General features: G+C 41.6%; 19 protein-coding genes. 9 read left to right on the forward strand and 10 right to left on the reverse strand.

The genetic code is table 11. The annotated features are described in order from the left end of the window. Positions 1-96: 96 nt before the first annotated feature. The 3 genes from AC2IOM_RS19100 to AC2IOM_RS19110 form a co-directional block, all read right to left on the reverse strand. Entirely contained in the window at positions 97-2,271 is a 2,175-nt protein-coding gene (locus AC2IOM_RS19100; protein ID WP_486359778.1) for a M3 family metallopeptidase, read from the reverse strand. A 334-nt stretch (positions 2,272-2,605) separates the two neighbouring features. Continuing rightward, positions 2,606-3,613: a S66 family peptidase gene (locus AC2IOM_RS19105; RefSeq protein ID WP_486359779.1), complete on the reverse strand. Its 1,008-nt coding sequence runs from the start codon at positions 3,611-3,613 to the stop codon at positions 2,606-2,608. Then, a complete protein-coding gene (locus tag AC2IOM_RS19110; RefSeq protein WP_486359780.1) occupies positions 3,613-4,146 on the reverse strand; it encodes a dihydrofolate reductase family protein in 534 nt (177 codons plus the stop codon). Before AC2IOM_RS19110 ends, AC2IOM_RS19105 begins: the two co-directional genes overlap by 1 nt. A 216-nt stretch (positions 4,147-4,362) precedes the next feature. On the opposite strand from AC2IOM_RS19110, the gene AC2IOM_RS19115 reads away from it, so the two are divergent. From AC2IOM_RS19115 to AC2IOM_RS19125, 3 genes are all read left to right on the forward strand, one after another. Beyond that, positions 4,363-5,088, forward strand: a complete 726-nt coding sequence (locus AC2IOM_RS19115; RefSeq protein WP_105172260.1) for a substrate-binding periplasmic protein — start codon at positions 4,363-4,365, stop codon at positions 5,086-5,088. Between the two features lie 243 nt (positions 5,089-5,331). Further along, a complete protein-coding gene (locus AC2IOM_RS19120) occupies positions 5,332-6,243 on the forward strand; it encodes a DMT family transporter (RefSeq protein WP_486359781.1) in 912 nt (303 codons plus the stop codon). Positions 6,244-6,328: 85 nt separating this feature from the next. Beyond that, on the forward strand, positions 6,329-8,374 hold the full coding sequence (locus AC2IOM_RS19125; protein WP_486359782.1) for a TonB-dependent receptor: 2,046 nt from the start codon (positions 6,329-6,331) through the stop codon (positions 8,372-8,374). Positions 8,375-8,442: 68 nt separating this feature from the next. Here AC2IOM_RS19125 and AC2IOM_RS19130 read toward each other — a convergent pair whose 3' ends face one another. Beyond that, positions 8,443-10,068, reverse strand: coding sequence for a methyl-accepting chemotaxis protein (locus tag AC2IOM_RS19130; protein ID WP_486359783.1), 1,626 nt, complete (start codon positions 10,066-10,068; stop codon positions 8,443-8,445). A 451-nt stretch (positions 10,069-10,519) separates the two neighbouring features. Here AC2IOM_RS19130 and AC2IOM_RS19135 point away from each other — a divergent pair, with 451 nt between their 5' ends. Further along, positions 10,520-13,951 carry a PAS domain-containing hybrid sensor histidine kinase/response regulator gene (locus AC2IOM_RS19135; protein ID WP_486359784.1) on the forward strand — a complete coding sequence of 1,144 codons (3,432 nt, stop codon included), beginning with the start codon at positions 10,520-10,522 and terminating at the stop codon, positions 13,949-13,951. A gap of 117 nt (positions 13,952-14,068) precedes the next feature. Here AC2IOM_RS19135 and AC2IOM_RS19140 read toward each other — a convergent pair whose 3' ends face one another. Together AC2IOM_RS19140 and AC2IOM_RS19145 are read right to left on the reverse strand one after the other, a co-directional pair. Further along, the gene (locus AC2IOM_RS19140) at positions 14,069-14,953 is read right to left on the reverse strand and encodes a hypothetical protein (protein WP_486359785.1); all 885 of its coding nucleotides are present in this window, start codon (positions 14,951-14,953) and stop codon (positions 14,069-14,071) included. A gap of 239 nt (positions 14,954-15,192) precedes the next feature. Next, positions 15,193-15,543, reverse strand: a complete 351-nt coding sequence (locus AC2IOM_RS19145; protein WP_486359786.1) for a DoxX family protein — start codon at positions 15,541-15,543, stop codon at positions 15,193-15,195. 109 nt (positions 15,544-15,652) lie between these two features. Between AC2IOM_RS19145 and AC2IOM_RS19150 the strand changes: the two genes are divergently transcribed. Together AC2IOM_RS19150 and AC2IOM_RS19155 are read left to right on the forward strand one after the other, a co-directional pair. Continuing rightward, positions 15,653-16,531 carry a LysR family transcriptional regulator gene (locus AC2IOM_RS19150; RefSeq protein ID WP_486359787.1) on the forward strand — a complete coding sequence of 293 codons (879 nt, stop codon included), beginning with the start codon at positions 15,653-15,655 and terminating at the stop codon, positions 16,529-16,531. A 185-nt stretch (positions 16,532-16,716) separates the two neighbouring features. After that, positions 16,717-17,958, forward strand: coding sequence for an EAL and HDOD domain-containing protein (locus tag AC2IOM_RS19155; protein ID WP_486359788.1), 1,242 nt, complete (start codon positions 16,717-16,719; stop codon positions 17,956-17,958). 341 nt (positions 17,959-18,299) lie between these two features. Here the strand turns inward: AC2IOM_RS19155 and AC2IOM_RS19160 are convergent, their stop codons facing one another. From AC2IOM_RS19160 to AC2IOM_RS19175, 4 genes are all read right to left on the reverse strand, one after another. Beyond that, positions 18,300-18,692 (reverse strand): hypothetical protein, encoded by a 393-nt coding sequence (locus AC2IOM_RS19160; protein WP_486359789.1) that lies wholly within the window; start codon positions 18,690-18,692, stop codon positions 18,300-18,302. Between the two features lie 132 nt (positions 18,693-18,824). Further along, positions 18,825-19,229, reverse strand: a complete 405-nt coding sequence (locus AC2IOM_RS19165) for a GFA family protein (protein WP_486359790.1) — start codon at positions 19,227-19,229, stop codon at positions 18,825-18,827. A gap of 665 nt (positions 19,230-19,894) precedes the next feature. Continuing rightward, entirely contained in the window at positions 19,895-20,566 is a 672-nt protein-coding gene (locus AC2IOM_RS19170) for a response regulator (protein ID WP_100914639.1), read from the reverse strand. Positions 20,567-20,676: 110 nt separating this feature from the next. Then, the gene (locus AC2IOM_RS19175; RefSeq protein ID WP_486359791.1) at positions 20,677-22,989 is read right to left on the reverse strand and encodes a TonB-dependent receptor; all 2,313 of its coding nucleotides are present in this window, start codon (positions 22,987-22,989) and stop codon (positions 20,677-20,679) included. A gap of 258 nt (positions 22,990-23,247) precedes the next feature. Between AC2IOM_RS19175 and AC2IOM_RS19180 the strand changes: the two genes are divergently transcribed. The 3 genes from AC2IOM_RS19180 to AC2IOM_RS19190 are packed head-to-tail and all read left to right on the forward strand — an operon-like array spanning position 23,248 to position 26,495. Beyond that, the gene (locus AC2IOM_RS19180; protein WP_486359792.1) at positions 23,248-24,549 is read left to right on the forward strand and encodes a GntP family permease; all 1,302 of its coding nucleotides are present in this window, start codon (positions 23,248-23,250) and stop codon (positions 24,547-24,549) included. 9 nt (positions 24,550-24,558) lie between these two features. After that, positions 24,559-25,734 carry an E22 family MetX-like putative esterase gene (locus tag AC2IOM_RS19185; protein WP_486359793.1) on the forward strand — a complete coding sequence of 392 codons (1,176 nt, stop codon included), beginning with the start codon at positions 24,559-24,561 and terminating at the stop codon, positions 25,732-25,734. After that, positions 25,734-26,495: a 3-hydroxybutyrate dehydrogenase gene (locus AC2IOM_RS19190; protein ID WP_336436441.1), complete on the forward strand. Its 762-nt coding sequence runs from the start codon at positions 25,734-25,736 to the stop codon at positions 26,493-26,495. Before AC2IOM_RS19185 ends, AC2IOM_RS19190 begins: the two co-directional genes overlap by 1 nt. Position 26,496: the final 1 nt, after the last annotated feature.

Below are 26,496 nucleotides of genomic sequence, written 5' to 3' on the forward strand. Positions count from 1 at the left end.
TTATTAGCAAGGTTTAAGTTAATAAGATTCAGTGTGAAAAAAATGCCGCGATATTCGCGGCATTTTTGTATCAATTGATAGTAACTCTAAGTCACATTACTTAACTGGGAAGCCTCGGTCACGCATTAGTGCTTCAACTTCTGCGTCACGTCCTCTAAATAAACGATATGCTTCAGCTGGGTCCATTGCATTACGAATTGAGAATAAGTGCTTAACAAGCTTGTCAGCTAATTCTTTATCGTAAAAACCGCCCGGTGCTTCAGCAAATGCCTCAGATGCGTCAGACGTTAGTACTTCCGCCCATAAGTAGCCGTAATAACCTGCTGAATAACCTTCACCAGAGAAAATATGGCCAAAGTGTGTGCTGCGGTGGCGCATCACAAGCTCGCTTGGCATACCAATAGCTTCTAATTGCTCTTTTTCAAATTTAGCTGGGTCAATTTTAGCTGGATCGGTTGTATGGTATAGCATATCCATAATTGCCGACGCTAAGTACTCAGTAGTTTTAAAGCCTTGGTTAAAGGTTGCTGATTTCTTAATTTTAGCAACTAACTCTTTTGGCATTGGCTCACCAGTTTTATAGTGAACAAGGTAGTTATTGATCACTTCATCGGTTGTTAACCAGCGCTCAAGTAGTTGCGATTGGAATTCAGTATAGTCGCGGACACCTGAATGCGATTTAGGGTAAGCAACTGTTGCTGATAAGAAGTGAAGTGCATGGCCAAACTCATGGAAATAAGTCTCAGCATCTGACCATGAGATCAGCGTCGGTTCGCCTTCAGGGCCTTTAACAAAGTTAGAATTGTTTGACGACAGAACGGTTTTCTTACCATCGAATGTTGTGTGGCTACGGTAGGTGGTTGCCCACGCGCCTGAGCGCTTACCTTTACGGCCAAATGGGTCTAAATACCATAAACCAATGTGTTCGCCAGTGGTTTTGTCAGTTACATCCCACACGCGCACGTCTTCATGGAACACAGGTACCGAACCGGCTGCCACTTCTTTAAAGTTGAAGTTAAATAAACGACCTGCCACGTAGAACATCGCTTCGCGCAGTTTATCTAGTTGCAAGTATTGTTTTACTTCGTTTGAATCAAGATCGTATTTCGCTTTACGTACTTTTTCTGCGTAGTAGCGATAATCCCATGGCCCAATTTTAATGTTTGCACCTTCGCTATCAGCGATAGCTTGCATGTCAGCAACTTCTTCACCCACGCGCGCAATTGCCGCAGGCCATACTTTATCCATTAGGGCTTTTGCATTCGCCGGTGTTTTTGCCATGCGATCTTCTAAACGCCACTGGGCATAGTTGTCGTAGCCCAATAGCTGCATGCGCTCGTGACGAAGCGTTAAGATGTCTTTAATTGTTTGGTTGTTATCAAATTCATCACCGTTGCCACCACGGTTATAGTAGTTTTTCCATACTTGCTCACGCAATGCACGCTCATCTGAGTAGGTTAAAAACGGATCCATTGATGAACGCGAATTAGTGATTGCGAACATTTCTGGTTTGCCACGATCTTTCGCCGCCGCTTTTGCCGCTGAAATTAACGAATCAGGTAAGCCTGAAAGTTGCTCTTTAGTTAAAAACACCACGTAATTTTCTTCATCTGCTAACACATTGTTGGCAAATTTGGTGTGAAGACCTGCAAGCTCTTGGTTAATTTCTGCAAAGCGTGCTTTAGATGGTTTATCAAGCGTTGCTCCATTACGTGCAAAGCTATTGTAAGTAAGCCAAGTAACTCGTTGTTCTTCTGGTGTAAGTGATTTTAATGCATCGCTTTCATATACCGCTTTAATGCGCGCAAAAAGCTTTTCATTTTGCGTAATTTTTGAGTTGAAGGCTGATAACTTAGGAGCCATTTCTTTTTGAATTGCACGAAACTCTGCACTAGAAACGTTTGAGCGCCAAATACCGTAGTAAGTGTAAACGCGTTTTAAAAGGCTGCCTGATTTCTCAAGTTCAACAATGGTATTGTCAAACGTCGCTGGCTCAGGGTTATTGGCAATAGCATCAACTTCTGCCAGCTTTTGTGCCATTGCGGCATCAAATGCAGGCTTAAGTTCGCTCAGTGTTACTTTATCAAATGCTGGTACACCATTATACGGACCGCTAAATGCTGCCAAAATTGCGTTGTCGTTTTTAGTGTTTGTGGCAACTGTTTTTTCGGCTGCTGGTGCGTTTGAAACTGTTGGTGCTGATTTTTCACCACAGCCTGACAAAGCAAATACTGTTGCCATCGCAACCAGCGAAAGGTTTAGTTTTTTCATTGTGTGTTCCTAGTGTTATTTGCGAGTCTTAATTGCAATCGGGTTTAGAAAATAAGGCACGCTAAACGTGAATGCTCACTCTTTAAATAGTTAATCATTCTACGGGCTAAATAGCGTGCTGAATGCGTGCATTTGGCGTGATGTCTGATTACATACTTAATAGAATTGATACAAAACAGGCAAGTAGGTGAAAGCAAATGTTAGTAAGGGTGTTTAATACTAAAAATGTTCAATGCACCAAGTTGCTATGTTTAATTCGCTAGCAGAGCGACTCGCTTAATTCGATTGTGTGCTTATGCTAAAAAGCTTTTTGCATAAGCACAATGTTTTTGCGTTAAATGAGCGTTTGCTTAAGGTTAAGCTCAGGTGATACTTCGCACAGCGCACCGTTTACCAAGGTAAGGTTGGGCGGCTGATGGCCTATGTCCATATCGTAAATAATTGGAATATCAAGTTCGGCTTGCGTGAGTGCCAAAGTAAAATCAATTTGCTTGTTAGCCGTTGGGGCCGCATGTCTGCCAACAAAAAGTGCGTTAATGCGCTCGAAATGCCCTTTGTATTTTAGCATTAGCAATGCGCGTAGCCAGGCGGTAGGGCTGAGCTCAGCATTTTCGATGTATAAAATAACACCTTCTTTTTCATAGTGTTGGCAAAAATCCTGCAGATCACAATACGGGCTATCTAAGGTAAAAATAAGCGTATCTAAACAGCCGCCGATTAAACGCCCAGAAACACCCTCACTTGCCCAATTAAGTGTTTTCCAACACGTTTTTTGCGTTAAATTATAAGCAGCATTTGGGTTGTTAATCACATCAGCGTAGTCTGCTTCAAAGTGACTTGATGCGGTTTGTGTAAAGCTATCGCCCTTTTCCAGCGTTATTGCGTTATAAAAAGCAGCTGTCGTGCTATCAGATTGATTAGGAACCAATTGCATTAGATTAGCTGTGTGCATACTTGCCCAATTTAACCGCGTTGACAGTGCAACTTGCAGCGTACTTACATCCGAAAAGCCAATTAGCCACTTAGGTTTCGCACTTTGTAATTGCGCAAAATCAAGCAGGGACAATAGTTCCATTGCAAGTTCTCCGCCCCAAGGCGGCATAATCGCATCGATACTATCGTCTAGCAGGTATTGCATTAGTTGCTGTGCGCGAACTTCTTTGTTGGCGCTGACATGCTGGTGGTTATGTTTTAGGTTTGGGTCAAGAACTAGTTCAAAACCCAATTGTTTAAAATGCGCTAGTGCTAAAGATAAGCGGGGGTGAAAGGCTTCATCGACGCCTGATGAAAATGCACAAACAGCGATTTTACTGCCTGTAACTAGAGCATTTGGGTACTGCATTATCTGTCTCTAATGTAATGATTTTGCACCACTTTATCGATATACTTTTTGCTTGCCAAGAGTTTAAAGCCCAATGGCTCAGGTAAATCGCCAAATAATGGGTAGCCGCCGCCTAACAGCACAGGAATTCGTGTCAGGATCATTTCATCGACTAAGTCTTCCTTTAAAAAGCTTTGAATAGTTTTACCGCCATCAATATAAAGGTTGTGATAGCCAAGTTCAGCTAAGTTTTTGACAATTTTTTGTAGCTCACCGTTTACCAGAAAAACCTTGCCTTCGTATCCCTTAGGAACATGTGTTAGGGAGCTAGAAAGTACAAAAACGGGTTTGCTGTATGGCCATTCCACGCCAAATGACAACACCATTTCAAAAGTGTTTCGGCCCATTAACAGTGCATCGATGCCTGCGATAAATGCATCGAAACCAAAGTCATCGCCGTCAGGGTTAGGTAACTGATGTAGCCAATCAATTTTGTTATCTTTATCAGCAATATAACCATCGAGACTAGTTGCAATAAATACTTTGTTTGTCATCAGAAATTCTTCTTTTTATTGTTCCGAATTCAATTTAACGTAAAAATTTTAATCGGGCTAATAACTCTTTGTTGTAGTGAACTAAACCTATACGACTTGTTTTGGCATAAAAATAGTTTTGTGATGGGATTTTCCTCATAAGCAGTGATGCCACTTTTACCTGCGTAATTACATTGAGCTTCTATACTTAAAGCGTTATCAGTGAGGAAGTTAGCCATGTTGCGGTTATTGGTTTTTATTGGGTTTTTGTATGTTAATACAAGTTACGCAGAGAGCTATACGGTATTGAGTTATCACGGTGCCAACCCGCCCTACAGTTATTTTGAAGGCGATATTATGAAAGGTATTTTTCCTGATATCTTTGCGCGTATCTCGGAATTATCTGGGCATCAGTTTACGTTCGTCACATTTTCTGTTGCCCGTGGTTTGAGGCTGTTCGATCAAGGCAAAGTTGATATTGAACCGGGCATAAATCCAATATGGCGCAGCCACACCAAAGTACCGGGTATCTACAGTGAATTTTATGCCAGCTCACGAGAAATTGTCGTCGCGTCGCAATATCGTCAAGAAAGAACACCGTTAGATTTGTATCATAAAGTACTCGGCGTAGTACGTGGTTATCGCTACGGTGAGTTTGAACAACACTTTGCACCAGGGAAAATAGTGAAAGTAGATTCCCGTTCTGAGGTTGAGTTATTGGCGCAAATTGAACATGGCAATATCGATTACGCCATTTTAGGCGAAGCAAGTGCGCTGTTTTATATAAATAAAAACAAAAGAACCTCGTTTAAACCGGTATTATTGGTGAGTGATTTGCCAGTTGCCATGCGGTTTCAACCACATTTACGTGTTTTGCGCTCAGAGCTAAATAAAATTTTGACCGATATGAAACAACGCGGTGAAATAGACACTATTTACGCTAAATATGGCGCAAAGCCGTAACGTCTAACGGTCAACTTAACAGCTGAAAAAACGAGCTTAAAAGTGCAACACACAACAAAGATTTAGTATATGCTACAGGCCCCTGTTATTTAACGTTAGCATTGTGTATGTTGCTTTGTTTTTCCTTTCTCAATGGAGTGTTATTTGCTCCGTTTATTAGCCTATTGCAAAACCTTACTGCTTTAAATAAGCAGCGTAGTATCGCTTTTCTCACCCTAAACGTATCGCTATTTGGGTATAAATATGACCAATAAACAGTTTTTTCTTTTGCTTTTGCTCGCTGCAATTTGGGGCGCGTCGTTCTTGCTTATTCGTATTGCCGTTGACAGCTTTGCACCGGTTTTTTTAATTGAGGCACGGGTATTATTTGCTGCACTTAGCCTATCAATTATTGCGCTATTGATGCGGCGTAAAGTGATGGTAAAAGGCCTAATTGGGCATTACTTTTTTGTCGGGCTATTTAATTCGGCAATTCCATGGATGTTATTTGCCTACGCGGCGCAAACCTTAACTGTTGCGATGTTAGCTATTCTAAATGCCACCGCGCCAATTTGGGGCAGTTTAATCGGCCGATTTTGGCATGGTGAGCGAATTTCTCGGCAAGGTTGGTGCGGACTCGGCTTGGGTATATTAGGCGTAGTTTTAATGGTTGGATTAGCCCCGAAAATGATCAATGCCGAAAGTTTAGTCGCGTTACTAGCCGCTACGTTTGCGGCGTTTTGTTACGGTATAGCGACAAATTACACTAAGCATGTAAAACACAAAGTGCCGGGTTTTGATACATCTCATGGCAGCTTGTGGGCAACGGTCATTTTATTGATGCCGCTATTGCCGTTTTTCCCAATGAATCAAATGCCATCAACAGATGAAATATTGGCGGTGGTATTACTTGGCATAGTGTGTACTGGTATCGCGCTTATTTTTTACTTTGATTTAGTTGCCGAAATTGGTGCAGCGTCAGCATTGTCGGTCACCTTTTTAATTCCGGGATTTGCTGCAATTTGGGGTTATGTTGTCCTTGGCGAAGTACTAACTTTAAATGTGTTAGTAGGCATTATTACGGTGTTACTAGGTACCATGTTAGTAACTGGATTTTCACCCATGCGCTTTTTAAAAAAACGTAAAGGGGATTTACAACCATCAAGCAAACTGTGACATATTGTCGCAGTTTGCGGTTTTTACTTTGTGATGTGGTGCTTTTTTTAAGAAAATTTCCTTAGTTTGTATATGGAAGTTTTTTATGAAAAGCACACTTAACACAATAACGCTTTGTATTCTCTCGCTATCTTCATCTTTAGTATTTGCTAAGTCAGATATGGAGGTGATCACTGTTTCGTCTCACATTAATCAATTTGCGCTATCTACTGAGCAAGCCAAGGCCAGTGTATCACTGCCTGATGTATCAGATTGGTTACTTTCAGTACCTGGGGCAAATGCCAATAAAAATGGTCAAATATCGGGTATAGCTCAATATCGTGGGTATTACGGTGACCAAGTTGCTGTTGCCATCGACGGCGTAAAACAAATTGGTGCAGGCCCTAATGCCATGGATGCACCGCTGAGTTATGTTTCGCCGCTTTTAATTAACTCGGTAGATGTGTATCGCGGTATTGCACCGGTGAGTAGCGCGTTAGATTCGTTTGGTGGTGTGGTTAAGGTGCATCAAAAACGTGCTGCTGATATTGATGCAGGTGAGCGTAATTTAGCACTTACCGGTACTTATTTATCTAATTACGCGGGTTACAATGTGTCAGCTGTGGCAGGCGCAGGGTTTGATGAATTTGCCTTAAATAGCTATGTCGCATTACAGAATGCGGATGATTATGAAGATGGTGATGGACGAGAAGTTCACTCATCAAAAGTCGAACGCTTGCAGTATGGCGTTGATGTGGCATATCGCAAACAAGCGTCTTCAGTTGGCTTAATTTGGCAGCGCACTGACACCAAACCTACCGGCACAATCACATTGCCAATGGACATTGATTACGTAGAAAGTGATCGCATTAAACTAGATTATCAAACGCAGCTTAACGAGCTTGCATTAGATGCATATATTGCCTACCACACAGCAGAGCATGGTATGGACAATTACTCACAGCGAAGTAATGCAAATATGCAAAAACATCGCTACAACACAACAGATGTTGAGAATTTAAGTTATTTTGTTGCGGGCAAATTGGCTCAGTGGCAATTTGGTTTAGAGGGCTATGTTAGTGAGCATGGCTCACGCATTACCAACCCAAATAATGCAATGTTTTTTGTTGAAAACTTTAATAAAGTTGAAGACAACCGCCATTCAATCTTTACTGAGTGGCAATCAGAAGCCAATGATTTTAGCCAGCGTGTGGGTGCGCGTGTTAAGTACAATCAAGCAGATGCAGGTACTGTGTCTAGCTCAATGGCGATGATGAATCCGCACATTAAAATGTTACAACAGCAATTTAATAATGCCGACCGCAGTGTTAACGATACCACAGTTGATATTAGCTACTCGGGCAGGGCGCAGCACTCAGAGCGCTACTCTACGGAAATCAGTTTTGGCTTAAAACAACGCGCGCCATCTTACCAACAGCGTTATTTATGGTTACCAATGCAAGCGACTGGTGGCCTTGCTGATGGTAAAACCTATATTGGTAATATTGATTTGAATGCAGAAACTGCTTATCAGTTAAATCTTGCATGGCATTATCAAGCCAATGGCTTCAGTATCTCACCACAGGTTTTCTATCATCAAATTGATGATTATATTCAAGGTACGCCATCAAATAATATGGCTGCGAATATGGTTGGAACTATGATGGGAGGTGAAGCGCCACTTCAGTTTAATAATATTGATGCACACTTATTTGGTGCAGATGTAAATCTAGTTTGGCGCTTAAATGATATGTGGCAACTAACTGGGGTTGTTAGTTACGTCACCGGTGAGAGAGAAGACATCGACGATAATCTCTATCGTATTGCGCCGTTAAACTCGCGGATTACTGCTCATTATCAAATTGGTGATTGGCACTCGCAGTTAATACTGAGTGGGTATGCCAAACAAACAAAAGTGAGCGAATTAAACAACGAGAAAGAGTCGGCAGGTTACGGCACTCTTGATTGGCAATTGGATTACGATGTAACAGCACAACTAAGAGTTAACTTTGGTGTTAACAACTTGCTAGATAAAGCTTATCGCCCTCATTTAAATGGTGTTAACCGTGCAATGGGCAGCGAAATCATGGTGGGTGAAGGTGTACCTGAGGTTGGCCGCAATGTATTTGTTGGGTTTAACGTGAGCTTATAGCGAGCTACTGTAAATATTAAAAAAGGAGCGATATCGCTCCTTTTTTATTGGGTATTGAAAGCTATTCGTTAAACTTTAAAGATACTAATATCGTTATTAAGCTTACCTGATAATTCCGACAGCGTACGGCCAGTTTGCGCCATATCAGATGCACTAATTGTGACGCTGCGAATACTATCGCTAAACTCGTTAATATTTTGCGAAATTTCAGCGGCAACCGTAGTTTGCTCTTCAGTTGAGGTAGAAACCACGATATTCATATCGGCAATTTCGGTAATTGCTTCGGCAATAGATTGAATTGAACTGGCTGATGCCGCGGCAATTTCAACACTGTGGCTCGCTTTACCTGAGGCATCCTCCATGCTTGAAACCGCGCGTTGAGATGCATCTTGTAAGGCGATGATCATAGAGCTAATTTGCTCTGTGGCTTTTTGCGTATTGTGAGCAAGCTGGCGTACTTCGTCTGCCACCACAGCAAAACCACGGCCCGATTCACCAGCGCGTGCAGCTTCAATTGCCGCATTAAGTGCAAGCAAATTAGTTTGCTCTGCTACATTTTGAATAATTTGCACCACTGAGTTGATTTCATTGCTTTTTTCACTCAATAAATCAATATCTTCTTTGGTGTGACGGATCACTTCGTTTAACTGATTAATTGAATCAATGTTCTCTTGAACTTTTGCTAATCCGTGTTTAGCGGTGTCGTCAGATTCGTTGGCTTTATGTGATGTGGTTACCGCATTGGACGCAACCTCGCCAATAGCCGCACTCATTTCGGTAATAGCGGTGGCAATCATGGTGGTTTGGTGTTCTTGTTGCTCTGTGGTTGCCGCTACTTGGCTACTGCTACGCGACATTTGATCTGATTCATCACTAAGGGTTTTGACCGCGTTTAAAAGCTCTTCAATCAGTGATTTAAAATGGTCAAGCATCGTATTAATGCTTACCGCGGTGCGAGAAAATTCATCATTACCGTATTCTGAAACACGTAAGGTTAGGTCGGTATTATTGGCAATATTTGCCATGGTAGAGCCAATCGCTCTTAATGGGGTAATAATTGATTTATAAATGAATAGAGCCATCACTATGGTGGCAATAAGCAGTAAAATACAGGCAATGATAAAGCTCAGTTGCTTAGATTCGTAGTTTTCTGTTGCATCATCGGTAAATTGCTGCGATGTGTTTAACTGTAAGTCGATAAGATCATTTAAACTGGTGCTAAACGGGTCAAACACATCGTACATTTCTTTTACGAACATTTCTGGGGAACTGGCGAGAGGCTGCTCCATTGCTATCTGATTTTGGTACCAATTTACTTTTTGTTTTACTTTGCTAAATAGGGATTCACTCACACCAATCAGCCGTTTTTCTTCGCTGGTAAGCTCGGTATTTAAGTAAGCCTGCCAGTTTTGATTAGCAACGTTTTCAGCGCTTTCAATGGCTGCAAGTAATTGGCTTTTAGAAAGTAATTTTGCGTTGTATTTATGCAGGTTATCAACAATGCTCACGGCGTAATTGTCAGACACCACTTTTATTTGTTTTAGGGGGACGACACGGTCGTTGTTGATACTTTGAATTCCCATCACCAGTGACTTAGTCATCATCAGCGATATAATGGCAAGGCCAATAAAAGCAACAATGGGAACGGTTATTAGAATGGTAAGTCTAGTTTTAACACTGACGGTATTGAGCATAGTAATTACCTTTTAGGCTTATTAAATTAATCTGAGCGAGTCAGATTAACGGCTTTAATATATACCCTTCGACCTTACTGTTTTGCTGATATGGTCCTCCCTATCCAATGTAAAAAACAAAACAAGCCATAAACCAGTTTTAAGTATGGTTTATTGTTGAGAAAAGTACATTGTTGAATTCACTAAAAATTCATTTTAAATTTATTTTATTTCATCTTGATTAAGGAATATCGATAAATCAAAGGCTTATTGATTCTGATCAAATTATGCTCGCACTTATTTCTGGGTTCGGTATTTTAGTTTTTACAATGAAGGGTGTGTTGTTTGAAATGTAAACGATTTGATTTTTGCAGCACAATTAATGAATGCGCTGATAGTACTAAAGTTATACGAGCTAATTGCTGCAATATGACTTAGTCTAGTGCTACGCATATAAATAAAAACGAAAATAATGCTTACAATTTGGTCAGTTAGTTCAATTGCATTTGTTTATTTAGCACTGTTATTTGCGATTGCTTATGTTAGTGAAAAATATAAATTCCAGTCATTTAAGCCCATGGTTTATGGGCTAACATTAGCGGTTTATTGTACCTCTTGGTCGTTTTATGGCACCACAGCGCAAGCGGCGAATAATGGCTGGTGGCTTGCGCCGACTTATGTAGGCAGTTTGCTGTTATTTATTTTTGGTTGGCAAGTATATTTAAAAATCAGTGATATATGCCAAACACACAAAATCACTTCTATTTCCGACTTTATTGCCACACGCTATGGGCAATCTAGCTCACTGGCGAGCTTAATTACCACTATTTCAGTGTTTGCCATTATTCCTTATATTTCGCTGCAGCTAAGCGCCATCAGTCAAAGTACGCAATTAATTGCCGGTAGCGCTGAAACGCAGTCAATTTGGCACGATGGAACGTTTTATATAACGCTAGTTTTAGCGATTTTTGCGATGTTATTTGGTGCTAATAAACTGCGCCCTAATGCGCATAACTTAGGCCTGATGAATTCAATTGCATTTGAATCATTAGTTAAGTTGTTCGCGTTTTTAGCGATTGGTTTATATGTATGTTTTGAATTATTTGAAAGCCCTAAAGCGCTGCTGCATAGCGCTAAATCTGCGGGGTTAGAACAACAAGTTGCTGATCATGGCAGCGCCAATTATGTGTACATTAGCCATATGATTTTAGGCGTACTGGCTATGCTGTGCTTACCACGTCAATTCCACGTTAGTTTTGTTGAGCGCGACGATAAAACTGACATTAAAAAAGCACGCTGGATATTTCCTATATATTTGCTTTTGCTAAATATTTGTACACTGCCAATTGGATATGCTGGGCTGTTGCTACTCGAGCCACAAAGTGTTGCGTCAGATACCTTTGTACTGGCGTTACCGCTTGCATTTGAAAATCAAACTTTGGCAATGGTGGCTTATTTAGGTGGCTTTTCAGCCGCAATTAGCATGGTGATTTTAGCCGCAATTGTGCTCTCAGTGATGATAACAAACGACATTATTAACCCATTACTGTTAACTAAAAATAAAGAGAAAAGCGCCGCATCAGGGCTTTCACCCAAAGGGATTTTACGTGCGCGAAAAGCGGTTATTTTGGGTGTGCTTATTGCCAGCTATTTTTGCCATAAGTTGCTCAGTGGCACCAATAGTTTGGCAAATGTGGGGCTTATGTCGTTTACGTTGGTTGCTCAATTTGCCCCTGCGTTATTGCTGGGGTTAGTATGGCGTGGGGCGTCGCGTAAGGCAGCAAAATATGCCATTTTAACGGGCTTTGCTGTGTGGGTTTATGCCTTGTTTTTACCCTCAGTCGCTACTAGTTTAAATTGGCAAAGTGCGTGGTTAGTAGCAGGCCCGTTGGGATTACAGTTCCTAGCACCAGCTGACCTTTTAGGGCTGGGTCTTGATAGTATTTCACAAACCTTATTGTTATCTCTTACCTTTAATACCTTAGTGTTTGTGTATATTTCATTAAAACGTGGCGCAGAAGTGGCAGAGCAACTGCAGGCTGAAAAGTTTGTATTTTCAGTAGAGCAACAACATGCCAACAATAGCAAACATCAGCTAAGCGTTGATGAATTGAGCCGTTTATTACTGCGCTTTGTTGATGGCGCGACCGGTAAACAAATTATTCAGCAGTATTTTCCATTAGCGATAACAGGCTGGCAAAAACCCGCAAGTATGGAGTTAGAATCTTTGGTTGCCCGAGAAATGGCTGCGGTAATTGGCGGCTCGTCAGCAAATTTGGTGCTCACGGCTGCGAAGAATAAACACGGGCAATTAAGCGAAGTGGCAACCATCGTTGATGAAGCTAGCCAAGTACTTAAATTTAATCGCGATTTACTGCAATCGACAATTGAAAACGTAAACCAAGGCATTAGCGTGGTAGATGGCGATTTGAACTTAGTGGCATGGAATAGCGTATATCAAACCATGTTCAATTACCCAGATAACGCCCTTTATATTGGTCGCCCCATTGCCGATATTATTCGTTTTAATGCCGAACGTGGTTTATTTAAGGCAAGCGACATTGAAAGCGAAATCGCTAAACGTTTGGCGTTTTTAAAAACCGGCAGTGCCTATAAATACCAGCGTGCTCATCAAAATGGTCGGGTATTTGAAATGCAAGGCAATCCGCTGCCAAGCGGTGGCTTTGTAACAACCTTTAGCGATGTTACTGAGTTTGTGAATACTCAAGATGCGCTGAAAGAAGCCAATACTAACCTGGAGCAAAAGGTTAACGAACGCACCCATGCATTAACGCAGGCCAATTTAGAATTAGCGCAAGCAACCGAGAGTAAAACCCGTTTTTTTGCCGCGGCGAGCCATGATTTATTGCAGCCCTTTAATGCCGCGAGCTTATTTTGCTCGGTAATGGAAGAAAAGTCGCAAGGCTCAGAATACGCAGAGCTTGCCAGTAATATTAAAAACTCCCTTACTTCGGCAGAAGACTTACTGAGCAGTATTTTAGAGCTAACCAAACTTGAATCGGGTAGTTTAAAAATTGAAAAAAGTGAATTCTCGATTGCCAAATTGCTCACGCCTCTTAGCGCTGAATTCTCTGCCCTCGCGTATGAAAAAGGCCTTGTTTTTACATCGCAATTTGATGACGTGATTGTCAGCTCTGACCGCACTTTACTGCGCCGTGTTGTGCAAAATTTATTAAGCAATGCGGTGCGTTATACCCAATCGGGCGAGGTATCACTTTGCGCTGAGAAAGTAGGCGAGCACTTAGAGTTATCGGTAAAAGACACCGGGCCTGGCATTGCTAGTGAAGATCAAACTCTGATATTCCAAGAATTTAAACAGCTCGATGGACATGATAAAGCGCAAGGGCTTGGCCTTGGTTTAGCCATTACAAAGCGTATTTCCGATGCGCTTAATCTAGACTTAACTTTACGGTCAAATATAGGCCGTGGTGCGCAGTTTTCTATATCTTTGCCACTTGTCGTAGAAAATAAAAATCGACAAGAGTTTACTCCAACACCTGTAAATACTGAGCAAACAGCGAGTTTTGTTGGCTTAACAGTTTGGCTGATTGATAACGATGAAACGGTGTTACAAGCCCTAGCCAAGCGTTTACAAACGTGGGGCTGTAATGTGCAAACGGCAACCAATAAAGTTCAGTTAACGGCGCTTAAAGAGAAAAAAGTACTGCCTATGTTGATCATCGCAGATTATCACCTAGATGATGGTGTGACAGGGGTGGAATTACTTCAAGAATGCGGTTTAAACCATTTGCCTTGTATTATAAATACCGCCGAGCATGATGAGTCGGTGCGCGAATTGATAAGCGATGCGGGATACCCGCTTTTATATAAACCAGTTAAAGCACCAGCGTTAAAGCGTTTAATTAAAAAGTTATGTGCATAAGGCCGCAGTATTTTAGTTTTGAGCAAGTACTTACTACTTAGTTTAAAAATGTAAAAATTACTAAAATAAGGCTGGTTACATGGCGAAAGCTGAATCTCAAACGTGTTGGGTTACACATTAGTGTGAAGCCCGCCTCACCTTTTCTAACATTGCACTTACACTTTCTTTTGAAATGCGTTTAGTGTCATCAATGATATGAATTTTACGCTTTGTTAAATTTAACAAGGGAAGGCTATTTTTGTGTGGAGGGAAATTCACTAGTAAGCTTATGTAGTTGTTATTTTTATTGAGCTTATTAAGGCCGTATTTGATGCGTTCGGCAAGCGCTGTATTATCTTTGGCAACAAAATAAAATATGTGTAACGGATAAACGATTAGGTGGTTTTTATCCATTTCTAAATTAGGAGATTGATAGTTGTTTAGTTCGGATTTGACCTCAAAAACGCCCCTCAAAATATAGTCATAAAGCCCTTTTGCAGTGTCGGTATACAGGTGTTCATACCAATTTGTTTCGTGAACGTTAAAGTGATGCTTTTTCAAAATAATGGTATCTGGCCAATCAAGACCTTGTACAAGTATTAGTTTTTTAAGGTCATTAGTTGAAGCTGTTTTACTAAACTGCTTTTTAACGGTTTTGTTATAAACGGCTACGCGATAACCTAACATGCCGGCCATTAAAGGGAATTTTATTGCACGTGCTTGTCGCTCTCTTTTATTCGAAGACGCGGTCCAAGTGATGTCGAGTAATCCTGAGTTTAAACTTTTTAATTGCCGCTCTTGCAGCATTGGAACATCTGACGCTTCTAATTTGCACGGGCCATATTTATCTTCTGAGGCCTTACAAGCGAGATCTAATATATAAATAAAGAAGTTTTTTTGCGGATCGTTATTTTCCAGCACTTTGGCGTGTTTAATTATGGTAATTTCAGGCTCAGCCTGTGCGCTTACTGGCATAAAGAAGTATGTTACTACTAATAAAATCAGTATTTTATTTAAATTCATGTGACTACCCGATACCTTGCTCAACAATATGTACTTAACTTTCAATGGGTGATATAGCAGCCAGCAAGTCAGCGTATGCCTTATTGAACGAATTTTTATAGGGCTATTCGTTATGTGGCCTTTCAAAAAGTGCACATTCATCACGATAATAACCCATTACACTTAGTATAACGGGTTATGTAATTTAAGCTGGTTGGATGCTGTTTGTTACAGCATCCAAAGGTAAAAAATACGAAATTCTATATTTGATGTATTAATAAAATACTAGATAAAGCGAGTGTGATTAGCGCGGGTACTGCATCTTTAAATGTGTCATATCGAAAGTGAAAATAAAGCGCGCCAATAGATGTGAAAGCAATACCAAGCGCACCCAGTATTAGTAATAAATCTAGGTTCAGTATCAGTGATGCAACTAACAAAATAGCCGCAGTCATTTCAATCAACCCCACTAAAAACATATGGGTACGTGTAAGCCCATATTTCTCAAAAAAGGCTAATTGAGTATTAAAGATAAACGGTTGCCAACCTAGCACTTTGATTGAGCTTGCAAATAGAAAAAATACAAATAACACGGAAGTAATTATTGTCATAATGTGACTCCTTAAGTAATTGATAGTGCCATTTAATCATTCCTATTTTTACTCATAAATACCTATATAATGATTTATACTATTCCCAATTGGAATGTATGGGTGAAAGATGGATAAACTCGAGAGTATTAATTTATTTTGCGTGGTAGCTAGGCTTAATAGCTTTACCGGCGCTGCGAATGAGCTTAATGTGACACAAAGTGCAGTGAGTAAAAAGATTGCGTGGTTAGAGTACAAACTGGGCTTTAATTTGTTTGAAAGAAGTGCGCGAAAAATTAAATTAACCGATGCGGGAAAATCTTATTTAGCATTTTGTGTGCAATTAGTTGAGCAAATTAATGTCACCGAGCAAACGCTAAAAGGTGAGCAGACAAAGGTTTCGGGAAAATTAAAAATCTCTGCACCGTCAGCGTTTGCAACGCAAATGCTTTCTCAGCCTGTGTCAGAGTTTTTAAATCAACACCCAGAGGTTCAGTTAGAAGTCTCTGTAAACGATCAGCAAGTGGACTTATATAAAGACGATGTTGATATTGCTCTTAGAGCCGCGCATTTACCAGATTCTGGGCTGAAAGCAAAAAAGTTATTGGACCACGAGTTGTGTTATTTTGCTGCGCCTCATTATTTAGAACAAAATGGCCATCCTTCGGCCCCTTCAGATTTAGCGCACCATCAATGCATTACTTACTCGCTAAGTCGGCCATCGAATGTTTGGCTTATCGACAAACAAAAGTATTCTGTTTTAGAGTTTCTTAAAAGTGATTGCCCTGAGTTTATTGTGCAAATGGCGCTTTTAGGATGTGGAATTGCGGGAATGCCTAAATGGATGGTTCAAAATAAGTTGAATGAAGGTGCATTGGTAGAGCTATTTGTTGATTATGAAAAGACTACCTTACCTATGTACGCAGTATATAAAAATGCAGACTATATCCCGTTTAAAATCCGCGCTTTTGTGGATTTCTTATCGCGATATTTTACTGAACAGATCTGAACCCTATTGTGCAAGCTGAGTGAGGAGTCATTTACGACACGGCTTTAATTCATCAACATGTTTTGTTTGCCCAAACAGCGTGGCTGACGTAATCTGAATATAGGTGTTGATATTTTACTCAGAACTGTAGTAGATATAATTTTAAACATTTTGTTAGATTCTGCTCTACTCAATTGGCTGTACTTATGACGAAACCTGTAACCCAGTTTATTGCGCGACAAGCCATTCTCGATGGGAACAAGCAAATATTTGCATATGAGTTGCTGTATCGAGATTCAGACAATAATGCTTTTCCTGTTGGTGTTACCGATGAACAAGCTACAGGACGCGTGTTTTTTAACTCGCTTATTTTAGTTGGCAAAGATAAGTTGGTTGCCAATCATTGTGCATTTATAAACTTATCTGACACAACGTTACTGCAAGAAATTCCGCGATTAATAACACCCGACAATCTTGTGCTTGAAATTGTTGAACGCTCGCAGAATATCGAAGAATTGCTGGAAATTGTGAAATCGCTCAGAAAACAGCACTATAAATTTGCCCTAGATGACTATGACAAAGATCCAAGATGGGAGCCTTTGTTGCCGCATATGTCATACGTTAAATTAGAACTAGAACAACCAATTATAAAAACCACCACCTTAGTTAAAAAGCTCAAGCGTTTATACCCAAAACTTAAAATTGTTGTTGAGAGAATCGAAACCTACGACGAGTTTGAATACTTAAAAGGCGCGGGTGTTGATTTGTTTCAAGGCTTCTTTTTTGCCAAACCCGAAATGTTAACTCATGGCAATGTTGAGCCATCAAAGTTGGTGGTGTTTGATTTATTAAAATCGACAACTCAACCAAATCTCAATTTTAAAGAAATCGAAAGTAAGATTGCAAAAGACTTAAGCCTTACTGCACGCGTGTTAAAACTCGTAAATGCCCGTTCTGGCCCTGATAAACAAGAAATGAAGTCAATTTCGCAGGCTGTGGTGTATTTGGGAGAAGACACACTAAGGCAATTTATTCGTGTGTTAGCGCTCAGTGATTTGGGTGTTGATAAGCCCTCAGAATTGACCAAGTTTGGCTTAATGCGAGCAAGGTTTATGTCGCTATTTCTAGCGCCGGGTGGTAACGATATGGCCGAAGAAGGGTACCTGATTGGTTTAATGTCTATTTTAGGCGCAGTACTAGATATGGATCTAAATACCGTTATTAGCGAATTTTCACTAGACAGCAATTCAAGTGGAGCGCTGTTAAATTATGACGGTCTTCTCGGTGGCGCATTAAAAATCGCGATGGCGATTGAAGAAAATAATTGGCAAGCAGCAGAATCCATTTTAGCAGAAGTAAGACCCGCAACACCCATTTCGAGTATTTTTGAATTAGCAGAGCAAAGCCGCACCTATGCAGATGATGTGTATGCGGTTGTATCTGGGTAAGAAGGGTTAGAGTTAGCGCCTTAAAACGTTAAAGAATCGGTTTTAAACTGCTTAAGTGGAATGAAGAACACTCTTCCAACACATCAAATTATTGATATGGTATTTAGCGATATTTTTCTTTGCTTCTAACATCTACCAAAGATTAGACACAACCGTAACGCCGTTTCGCAGTACTTTGAACTGAGATAAAGGGTGGCGTTGAAACTAATAATTTATGGGTGAATTGTTAAATCAAAGTTACGCATTGATAGTTTTTTACGACGGCAAAGTGCCAACAACAGTCATTCGTAACGTCTCAAACAGGGGCGCGCTGTAAGCGCGTCCATGCCTGATTTGACTTGTTAGCTGCCTTGCTGCAGCGTGTATAATGTAGGTAAATTTTCATCTTGCTCTTTTTCTAAAACTAACCCTTGGAAAAAGTGATGATCAATCTCATCTAGTTTGCATACAACAGCATTGTGCAACTGAAACATTAAATCTGTGGCTGTAAATGCATGCGCATTTATCGCATTAATGGTCACAATCGGCTCAATCTGTTCATCACCCTCATAACACCAATATTTGACTCTTATGGAGGGCTCAATAATAACTAGCTCATTGAGTATTTGCTCATCAAAGTCTTCACCAATTATATCTAATTGGTATTCTTTCAACTCAGCTTCAAACTCATCTATCAGCTCAAACGCCTCACCGATGAAGCTCCAACATAAATCCTCTAGAACATATTTAGGCATTTGCTTTCCTAGCAGCTAACGTCGCGTTAAGGGGTTGCAAACGCTACCCAAAAGCCAATGAGACCACCTTAACCACAAAGCCCCATTGGAACAGAAAATGCCACGCGTTTGCAATCCCGCTTTAACGCTTTGTTAGCTGCTTGCTCCACCATGTTGTGGGTAATTGTCGCATAGGCTTAACCACGACACTTTTGAATCTGTGTAAATGTGCTTTTGCTTAACTGGAACAAACTCTGTATCCAACAGCGACAGTGCAAACGTAGACCAACTACTTCCACCCTCTGACACATGAGCCCACTGGATATTTGAACCACAGTTTTTACAAAATGTTCGAACATGATTTGGTGAAGACTTATAACTTTTTAATGCGTCTTTACCTTGAAGAATGAAAAAGTCTTCGTTTCGAGTGGCTGCGTAAGTTGCAAAGGCAGAGCCGTGTGACTTTTGGCACATTTTACAATGGCAGTGAGTTACCGCTTTAATTTCTCCAGCAATTTCAAATTTTATTGTGCCACAAAGACAGCTTCCTTGATGCATAACTAAATGTTTTCCTATTGCAGCTAACAGTTTATTAAGAGGCAAGTTGCCTCTTTTTCTACCGCAACATCGCCTGTTTACATACTGAAGTAATTTATAACACTAATAATTAGTTGTTACTAGTCAGATAGTTATTTGAAAATGAACATTTTATCAATTGCAAAAAACAGGCAAATTGCCTGTTAATATTATTAAGGGGGAAGTAATTATTAAAAAGTGGAATAGGCAAAATTTTTACTTCTAACAACGAAGAGTTTGTTATGTGCTTGGAGTAATTTATTCAATGACCGCTATTCGCTCAATTGAGACCTTGAAGGCTGTTGCTGAGATACTCTTCCGCTTTTATCAAACCCGAAAATCAATTTTGAATTGATAATGCGAGACACGAAGCGTAGCGAGTCGAGTAAGCCATGCTTAGGCATGGATGCCGCTTCATGGCGTTTATCTAAAAATTCAAAGTTGCTTTGAGGATAAAGTTTGATAGAGCGGTCGCCTTTCTTTTGGTTACTTTATCTTTGGCGAAGCAAAGAAAAGTAACATTAAGCCCATGGATGGACTTTATGATAAACAGGAAGTTGTAAATAGCTTGTCTAATACCCAAATTAGCTCATTACCGACTTTGCAATCGTTATTTAGATTCATTCCCGCTGTGTCAAACCCTAAAATTAAGCAAAGCCTTCTGCGGATTTAGTATCTACTTGGCTGAGTTGATTAAATAAAATACCGGCTTGGGTGCGGTTGTTAAGACCAAGTTTACGTAAAATAGCGGATACATGTTGTTTTACAGTGGTTTCTTGCACCGACATTTCGTACGCAATTTGTTTGTTTAACAAGCCATCGGCAATCATTGCCAGCACTTTGTATTGCTGTGGTGTAAGCTTTTCTAAGTTTTGTGCAAATTCGGTTTGCTCGTTGTCGATTGGGTGCGCTTCTAGGTCTAGGTTTTCAGGCAGCCACGTGTCGCCATCAATCACGACTTCAATGGCCTTGCCAATATTGCTCAGCGAAGTCGATTTTGGAATGTAGGCGCAGGCACCAGCTTCCATGGCGTGGTTAATTATTTTGGCGTCTTCCGTTGCCGATACCATAATCACTAAAATATCAGGGTATTGGTTGCGAATTTGAGTGAGCCCTTGTAGGCCTTTGGCGCCAGGAATATTTAAATCGAGGAAAATGAGTTCGGTTTCTGGGTGAGTTTCCAGCAAAGAAAACAAGCTCGCTAAATCATAACACTCTTGAATATTGTCTTTTTCGAGATAGTTTGCCGCCGCTTGGCTTAAAGCACTGCGAAATAGCGGGTGATCGTCTGCGATAATGGCTTTCACTTGCGTTGTCATCCAATTAACTCCAATTCTTCCTGTTATAAGGTATTCGAAATACGGTTACAAGCATTTCCCCAAAGCTGGGCCACCGCACTAGGTGTTGGTGACCCAAGGGGGAGTGTTAATTAAAAGCGGTAATTAACGGTGAGCGTAACGGTACGCGGGTCGCCGTAATAACCAATTAAGGTATTGTCACCACCTAACCCCGGCGTATATTTGCTTGTATCCGTTGGGTCGGTAGGGTCAGGGGTGACAAATTGGTACCCACCAACCAGGTATTCTTCGTCGGTGAGGTTTTTACCCGTTAGTGATGCGCTCCAGTGGCCATCATTCGAGTACCAAGTAACACCTAAATTTACTAAGCCGTAGGCATCTTGCGAAAGTAAGCTGGCTTCTTCAAACAGCACATAATCGCCGCGGTGGTAGTAGTTACCATTTACTACAAAGTCACCAAATGTAGATTCAATTGAGTAATCAAATCCTAGGTTAAAGGTTAAATCTGGGGTGTTGGCAATATCAAATTGGTCTGATTTATCAAACTCTTCGCCTGTTTCTGGGTCGGTGTCGATCACTTCAGTAAATTCAGCATCGATATAACCAAGCGAGGCATTAAAATTAAGGTTGTCAGTGGCAACATAAGTAAATTCGGCTTCTATGCCTTGCGACTCTGAGCGGCCAATATTGCCAAGGCGCTGGTTGAGATCTGCTGAGGTTTCTCCCGGTAAAATCGAAATATACTGGCGATCTTTATGCAGCAATGAGAACAAGGTGATATTAGCGCGTAGGTTATTGTTCCACTCGCTTTTCATACCGAGTTCAAATGAATCTACAATCTCTGGGTTTGCAGCGGGCTCTGCGGTTGTGGCACGCGGGTTATAAGTACCCGACTTAAACCCTTGCGCATAGCTTGCGAAGAACATCATGTCATCTGAATGTTGATATTCCACACCAAGGCGTGGCGTAAAGCGCGACCAATCTTCGTTATCGTTCAGTACTTCTGGTACTAATTCGCCTTCAGGGCGAACATAACTAGGGATCCAGCCCGAATACGGATAAACCGTTTCATAGACTAAACCGTTGCTAACATTGGCTTCTTTTTCGTCTTGGGTGTAACGGGCACCAAGGGTTGCCGACCATTGTTGATTAAAGTAATAGCTGCCTTGAATATAAGCGGCTTTACTTGATGAGTTGTTACAACCCGACACTTCACGGGTTAAGCTTGGTAATGAAATCGCATTGCCTAGCACTTCTAAAATGGCTTCAAACTGGCCGCATGATTCGCCATCATAGTAATACAGACCCGAAACCAATTTGTAGTTTTCACCTGCGTGATTTAGTTGTAATTCATGGCTGGTTTGATTGTCGTCATACACAGCTGGCACATCAAAAATGCGAAGCGGTGTATTATCAAAGTCGATATTAGTTGGTGAATAGCTTTCACGTTTTGATGCAACGTATTTTACGCTGGTGGCATCTGTTAAGTCCCAGTTGGCAAGTAGGCTGTAGCCTTCAAGCTCTACCTTGTTCCAGGTTGGTAAGCTGGTGTACGAGTCGTATACGCTATTTGGCACAGGCGCATCTGTTAATAAACTCGGTAGTAAACGGTAGCCGCCTTTGGCATTTGACGTATCGTCGGTTTTATCCCAATTTAAGCGAAAGAATAAATCGTCATTGGCATGCCATTCGAGCGTAACGCGGGCAGCTTCAACTTCTTTGTTGTAGTTTTCGGTATCTTGATTTGGCAGGTCTGATTGTAAATATTCACCAAACCCGTCGCGGTTTAAGTTGGCATAACCAACACCTACATAAAGAGTATCTCGAATAAGTGGGTATTGGCCTGTGAGTTTAATATCGCGCTGATTATAGCTACCTACGCTTGCCGATACGTTAAATGTTGGGTCGCCCGACATCTCTTTGGTTACGTACTTAATTGCGCCACCTATGGTATTTTTGCCATACAGTGTGCCTTGCGGACCGCGTAATACTTCAACGCGTTCAACATCAAGTAAATCGAGCACGGCACCTTGCGGGCGCGCTAAATACACATCATCAATATAAATACCGACACCTGGCTCGTAGCCCCAAAGCGGGTCTTGCTGGCCAACACCACGAATAAACGCGGTAATGGTCGAGTTTGTACCACGGCTACGTTGTAGCGTGGTATTTGGTGAAAACTGCTGTACTTCAATAAGCTCAGCAATGCCTTTTTCAGCAAGCTCGGTTGCACCTATTGAGGTAACTGCCACTGGCACTTGTTGTAAGTTTTCGACGGTTTTACGTGCGGTTACTTGAATACGTTCAAGTTCTGCTTTTTTCTCGCCATTTTCCTGTTGATTTGCAAATGTAGGGGTTGCTAATGCCAATAATACAGCACCACTTACTGCAGACAGTGAGCGCAGGCAAGCGTGTTTGCTGCTGTTGATATTTGCCTTGGTCATAATGTTGTTCCTATCTTTATTGTTATACGTTACATCGCACAGCCAAGTCAGTTACCAATCTAGTGGGTAATCTTTAAAATAGCTTTAGCACTATAGTACTATCCACTGTTAATTTGTTGTTTTTAAATAATAAATCATACGCGTATAACTATAGTGCTATTGTTTAAATCGCCACCGTTAGCCAAATTGATAGTCAGCAGTAATTTGACGCACTAGCAGCCAAGTCACCCTTGTTAGTGATTCACATAGGAAGATTTTATGTTAAGTATGCTTGGCCTGATTGGTGGGCTGGCGCTTTTGATTGTGTTAACGCTGCGCGGCATGAATTTATTTATTGCCGCGCCAGCATGTGCACTGATTGTGGCGCTCACCAGTAATTTGGCGATTTTTCCAAGCGCTGGCGCTGATAACTTTATTCAAGGCTATATGAATGGTTTTGCTAATTTTGTTAGTGCATGGTTTTTTATGTTTTTGCTTGGCAGTTTGTTTGGCAAATTTATGGAAGACACCGGCGCTGCCGACAGTGTCGCTCGCTATATTGTCGATAAACTCGGTATGAAACACGCGGTACTGGCAATTGTCATTGCCTGTGCCGTATTAACCTATGGCGGTGTTAGCGTGTTTATTGTGGCGTTTTCGGTGTACCCAATGGCGTTGTCGCTGTTTAAAGACGCCAATTTACCGCGCCGATTTATTCCGGCTACGCTAGCATTTGGTTCGGTTACCTTCACCATGACATCCGCAGGGTCGCCTGAAATTCAAAACTGGATCCCCATCAAGTATTTAGGCACTTCGCCTTATGCTGCGTGGGAAGTGAGCCTAGTTGTAGCGACTTTTATGGCGTGTTTTGGCTACTGGTGGCTGAGAAAAATGATCGGTAAAGCTGTTGCAAATGGTGAGCAGTTTGAAGCGCGCGATGACGACCCAGAAATCCCAGAGCGCGATTATCCGCATCCAGTAACGGGGCTTATTCCGCTATTGGTGGTGTTGGCACTCTCCTTTATTTTGCACGACAGCTTACAGCAGGCGGCATTGATTGTGGCGTTGCTAGGTGGGGTGTTGTCGATTGTGGTGATCAACTTTAAACACTTTCACAATCTTGCCAAAGCTACCACCGAAGGCACTAATGGCGCACTGATTGCTATTGGTAATACCGCCGCTGTTGTGGGGTTTGGTGCGATTGCTAAATCGTCAGAGGCATTTACCGTGGCGGTTGATTTAATGACGCAAATTCCAGGCAACGAGCTGATTGGTGCAGCGGTAGCTGTGAGTGTGATTGCGGGATTGACGGGCTCTGCCTCCGGCGGGCAAGCCATTGCGCTGCCATTAGTTGCACCGCATTATTTAGATGCAGGGGTCAACCCTGAGCAATTACACCGTGTGGTATCAATTTCATCGGGTGCACTCGATACCTTGCCACACAATGGGTATGTGGTAACCACCATTCGCGCAATTTGTAAAGAAACCCATCAAGCGGCATATTGGTCTATGGCAGCATTAAGTGCGGTGGTACCGTTACTTGGCGTTGTGTTGGCATTGTGTTTGTTTATTTGGTTTTAAGGGCTGATTATGAAAATAATAAAAATGATTACTTTGGTGTTTTTGCTATGTTGTTTGCACGTAAATGCCGAAACGCTACTTGTTGAAAAACAAACATTTACTACACAAAACTTTAAAACCTTTGGCGGTAAAAGCATTGCCGAAGTAAAGGTGGGTTTTGAAAGCTACGGCACGCTTAATGCTAAAAAAGACAATGCTATTTTAATTACTCATTTCTTCTCAGGTAATTCGCACGCTGCGGGCAAATACGCTGAAAGCGATGCGCTACCAGGTTATTGGGATGCGATTATTGGCCCTGGCAAAACCATTGATACCAATAAATATTTTGTAATCAGTGTGGATTCACTTGCCAATGCCAATGTAAATGATGGTCGCACCATTACTACAGGCCCTGCGTCAATTAATCCTGCCACAAACAAACCGTATGGCCTTGATTTCCCAGTAGTGACCATTCGCGATTTTGTTAACGTGCAAAAGTTAGTGCTTGAGAGTTTAGGCATACAAAAACTGCATGCCGTGATGGGTGCATCAATGGGGTCGTTTCAAGCGCTTGAATGGGCGGTAACTTACCCAGATTGGGTTGGCAAATTAGTGCATGTGATTGGCGCTGGCCAAATGGATGCGTGGAGCGTATCGGCGCTAGAGCATTGGGCATTGCCAATTCGTTTAGATAAAAACTGGAATAACGGCGATTACTACGGTAAACCTGCGCCTATCGACGGGTTAACTGCCACTATGCTCAACATCACCCAAGATGCGATGCACCCGAATATGTTTGCGCTGAGCTTCCCTAATTTTAAAGTGATGGATAAAGGCGCACTTAACGATATTCGTACTCAACCTGAGGTAGTACAAACCCTGTTAAGCCGCGCCAAGCTTCGCGCTAAAACGCAAGATGCCAATCATGTGCTTTATTTAGTGCGTGCATCACAGCTGTTTGTAGCGGGCCATCAAGATGACTACTTAGCAAGCCTTAGCAAAATCAGCGCGCCAAGTTTAATTATTCCTGCCAGCAAAGATTTATTGCTACGCCCAGAAATGGGGCGTGCCCTCAATAACGCATTAAAAGCGCAGGGCAAACAAACTGATATGGTTGAGCTCACCGGCGATTGGGGGCACTTAGAAGGGGTATTTGCAATCTCAGCACAAAAGGAACGTATTCAAGCGTTTTTGGAGGCCAAATAATGAATAAACATATTTTGATCACCGGCGGTGCCAGTGGCATTGGTTTGGGCATTGCAGAAGCGCTTGCCGATAGCGACACTTTAATTACCGTAACGGATTTAAACCAAGAGGCTGCGCTTGAGGCGGCAAAAAAACTCAGTAGCAAAGGCTATCACGCACTTGGTGTAGCACTTAATGTGACCGATGAAGCTGCGATTATTCAGCTACTTAGCGAGCTGCCTGCACCGGTTGATGTATTAATTAATAATGCGGGTATTCAACATGTTGCGGCGCTTGAAGAGTTTCCGCAAAACCAGTGGCGTTTGCTGGTGGATGTGATGCTTACTGGCACGGCACTAATGACCAAAGCGGTATTACCAAGTATGCGCGAGCGCAATTTTGGCCGCGTGATAAATATTGGCTCAATTCATAGCTTAGTGGCGTCGCGTTTTAAGTCAGCCTATGTGGCGGCTAAGCATGGTTTAGTGGGCTTTTCAAAAGTGATGGCGTTAGAAACCGCCGAGCACGATATTACTATTAACACCATTTGCCCTGCGTATGTAAAAACCCCGCTCGTTGAAAAGCAAATTGCCGATCAGGCAAAAAACCATGGCATTAGCGAGCAACAAGTGATTGAGCAAATTATGCTCGCGCCAATGCCAAAAAAATCATTTATCGATATTGCAGAAATCGCCCACACAGTGCGTTTTTTAATGGCGAAAGAGGCATGCAATATTACCGGGCAAACCTTGGCGCTAGATGGCGGCTGGACCGCACAATAGG

The sequence above is a fragment of the Pseudoalteromonas sp. NS-SX12 genome, from assembly GCF_057367955.1.

Bases quoted from the DNA above. Each gene is read 5' to 3' on its own strand.
- AC2IOM_RS19125 (WP_486359782.1), top strand. From the start codon at position 6,329: ATGAAAAGCACACTTAACACAATAACGCTTTGTATTCTCTCGCTATCT.
- AC2IOM_RS19130 (WP_486359783.1), bottom strand. From the start codon at position 10,068: ATGCTCAATACCGTCAGTGTTAAAACTAGACTTACCATTCTAATAACC.
- AC2IOM_RS19180 (WP_486359792.1), top strand. From the start codon at position 23,248: ATGTTAAGTATGCTTGGCCTGATTGGTGGGCTGGCGCTTTTGATTGTG.
- AC2IOM_RS19185 (WP_486359793.1), top strand. From the start codon at position 24,559: ATGAAAATAATAAAAATGATTACTTTGGTGTTTTTGCTATGTTGTTTG.
- AC2IOM_RS19150 (WP_486359787.1), top strand. From the start codon at position 15,653: ATGGATAAACTCGAGAGTATTAATTTATTTTGCGTGGTAGCTAGGCTT.
- AC2IOM_RS19170 (WP_100914639.1), bottom strand. From the start codon at position 20,566: ATGACAACGCAAGTGAAAGCCATTATCGCAGACGATCACCCGCTATTT.
- AC2IOM_RS19110 (WP_486359780.1), bottom strand. From the start codon at position 4,146: ATGACAAACAAAGTATTTATTGCAACTAGTCTCGATGGTTATATTGCT.
- AC2IOM_RS19120 (WP_486359781.1), top strand. From the start codon at position 5,332: ATGACCAATAAACAGTTTTTTCTTTTGCTTTTGCTCGCTGCAATTTGG.
- AC2IOM_RS19115 (WP_105172260.1), top strand. From the start codon at position 4,363: ATGTTGCGGTTATTGGTTTTTATTGGGTTTTTGTATGTTAATACAAGT.
- AC2IOM_RS19190 (WP_336436441.1), top strand. From the start codon at position 25,734: ATGAATAAACATATTTTGATCACCGGCGGTGCCAGTGGCATTGGTTTG.
- AC2IOM_RS19155 (WP_486359788.1), top strand. From the start codon at position 16,717: ATGACGAAACCTGTAACCCAGTTTATTGCGCGACAAGCCATTCTCGAT.
- AC2IOM_RS19175 (WP_486359791.1), bottom strand. From the start codon at position 22,989: ATGACCAAGGCAAATATCAACAGCAGCAAACACGCTTGCCTGCGCTCA.
- AC2IOM_RS19145 (WP_486359786.1), bottom strand. From the start codon at position 15,543: ATGACAATAATTACTTCCGTGTTATTTGTATTTTTTCTATTTGCAAGC.
- AC2IOM_RS19135 (WP_486359784.1), top strand. From the start codon at position 10,520: ATGCTTACAATTTGGTCAGTTAGTTCAATTGCATTTGTTTATTTAGCA.
- AC2IOM_RS19160 (WP_486359789.1), bottom strand. From the start codon at position 18,692: ATGCCTAAATATGTTCTAGAGGATTTATGTTGGAGCTTCATCGGTGAG.
- AC2IOM_RS19105 (WP_486359779.1), bottom strand. From the start codon at position 3,613: ATGCAGTACCCAAATGCTCTAGTTACAGGCAGTAAAATCGCTGTTTGT.
- AC2IOM_RS19165 (WP_486359790.1), bottom strand. From the start codon at position 19,229: ATGCATCAAGGAAGCTGTCTTTGTGGCACAATAAAATTTGAAATTGCT.
- AC2IOM_RS19100 (WP_486359778.1), bottom strand. From the start codon at position 2,271: ATGAAAAAACTAAACCTTTCGCTGGTTGCGATGGCAACAGTATTTGCT.
- AC2IOM_RS19140 (WP_486359785.1), bottom strand. From the start codon at position 14,953: ATGAATTTAAATAAAATACTGATTTTATTAGTAGTAACATACTTCTTT.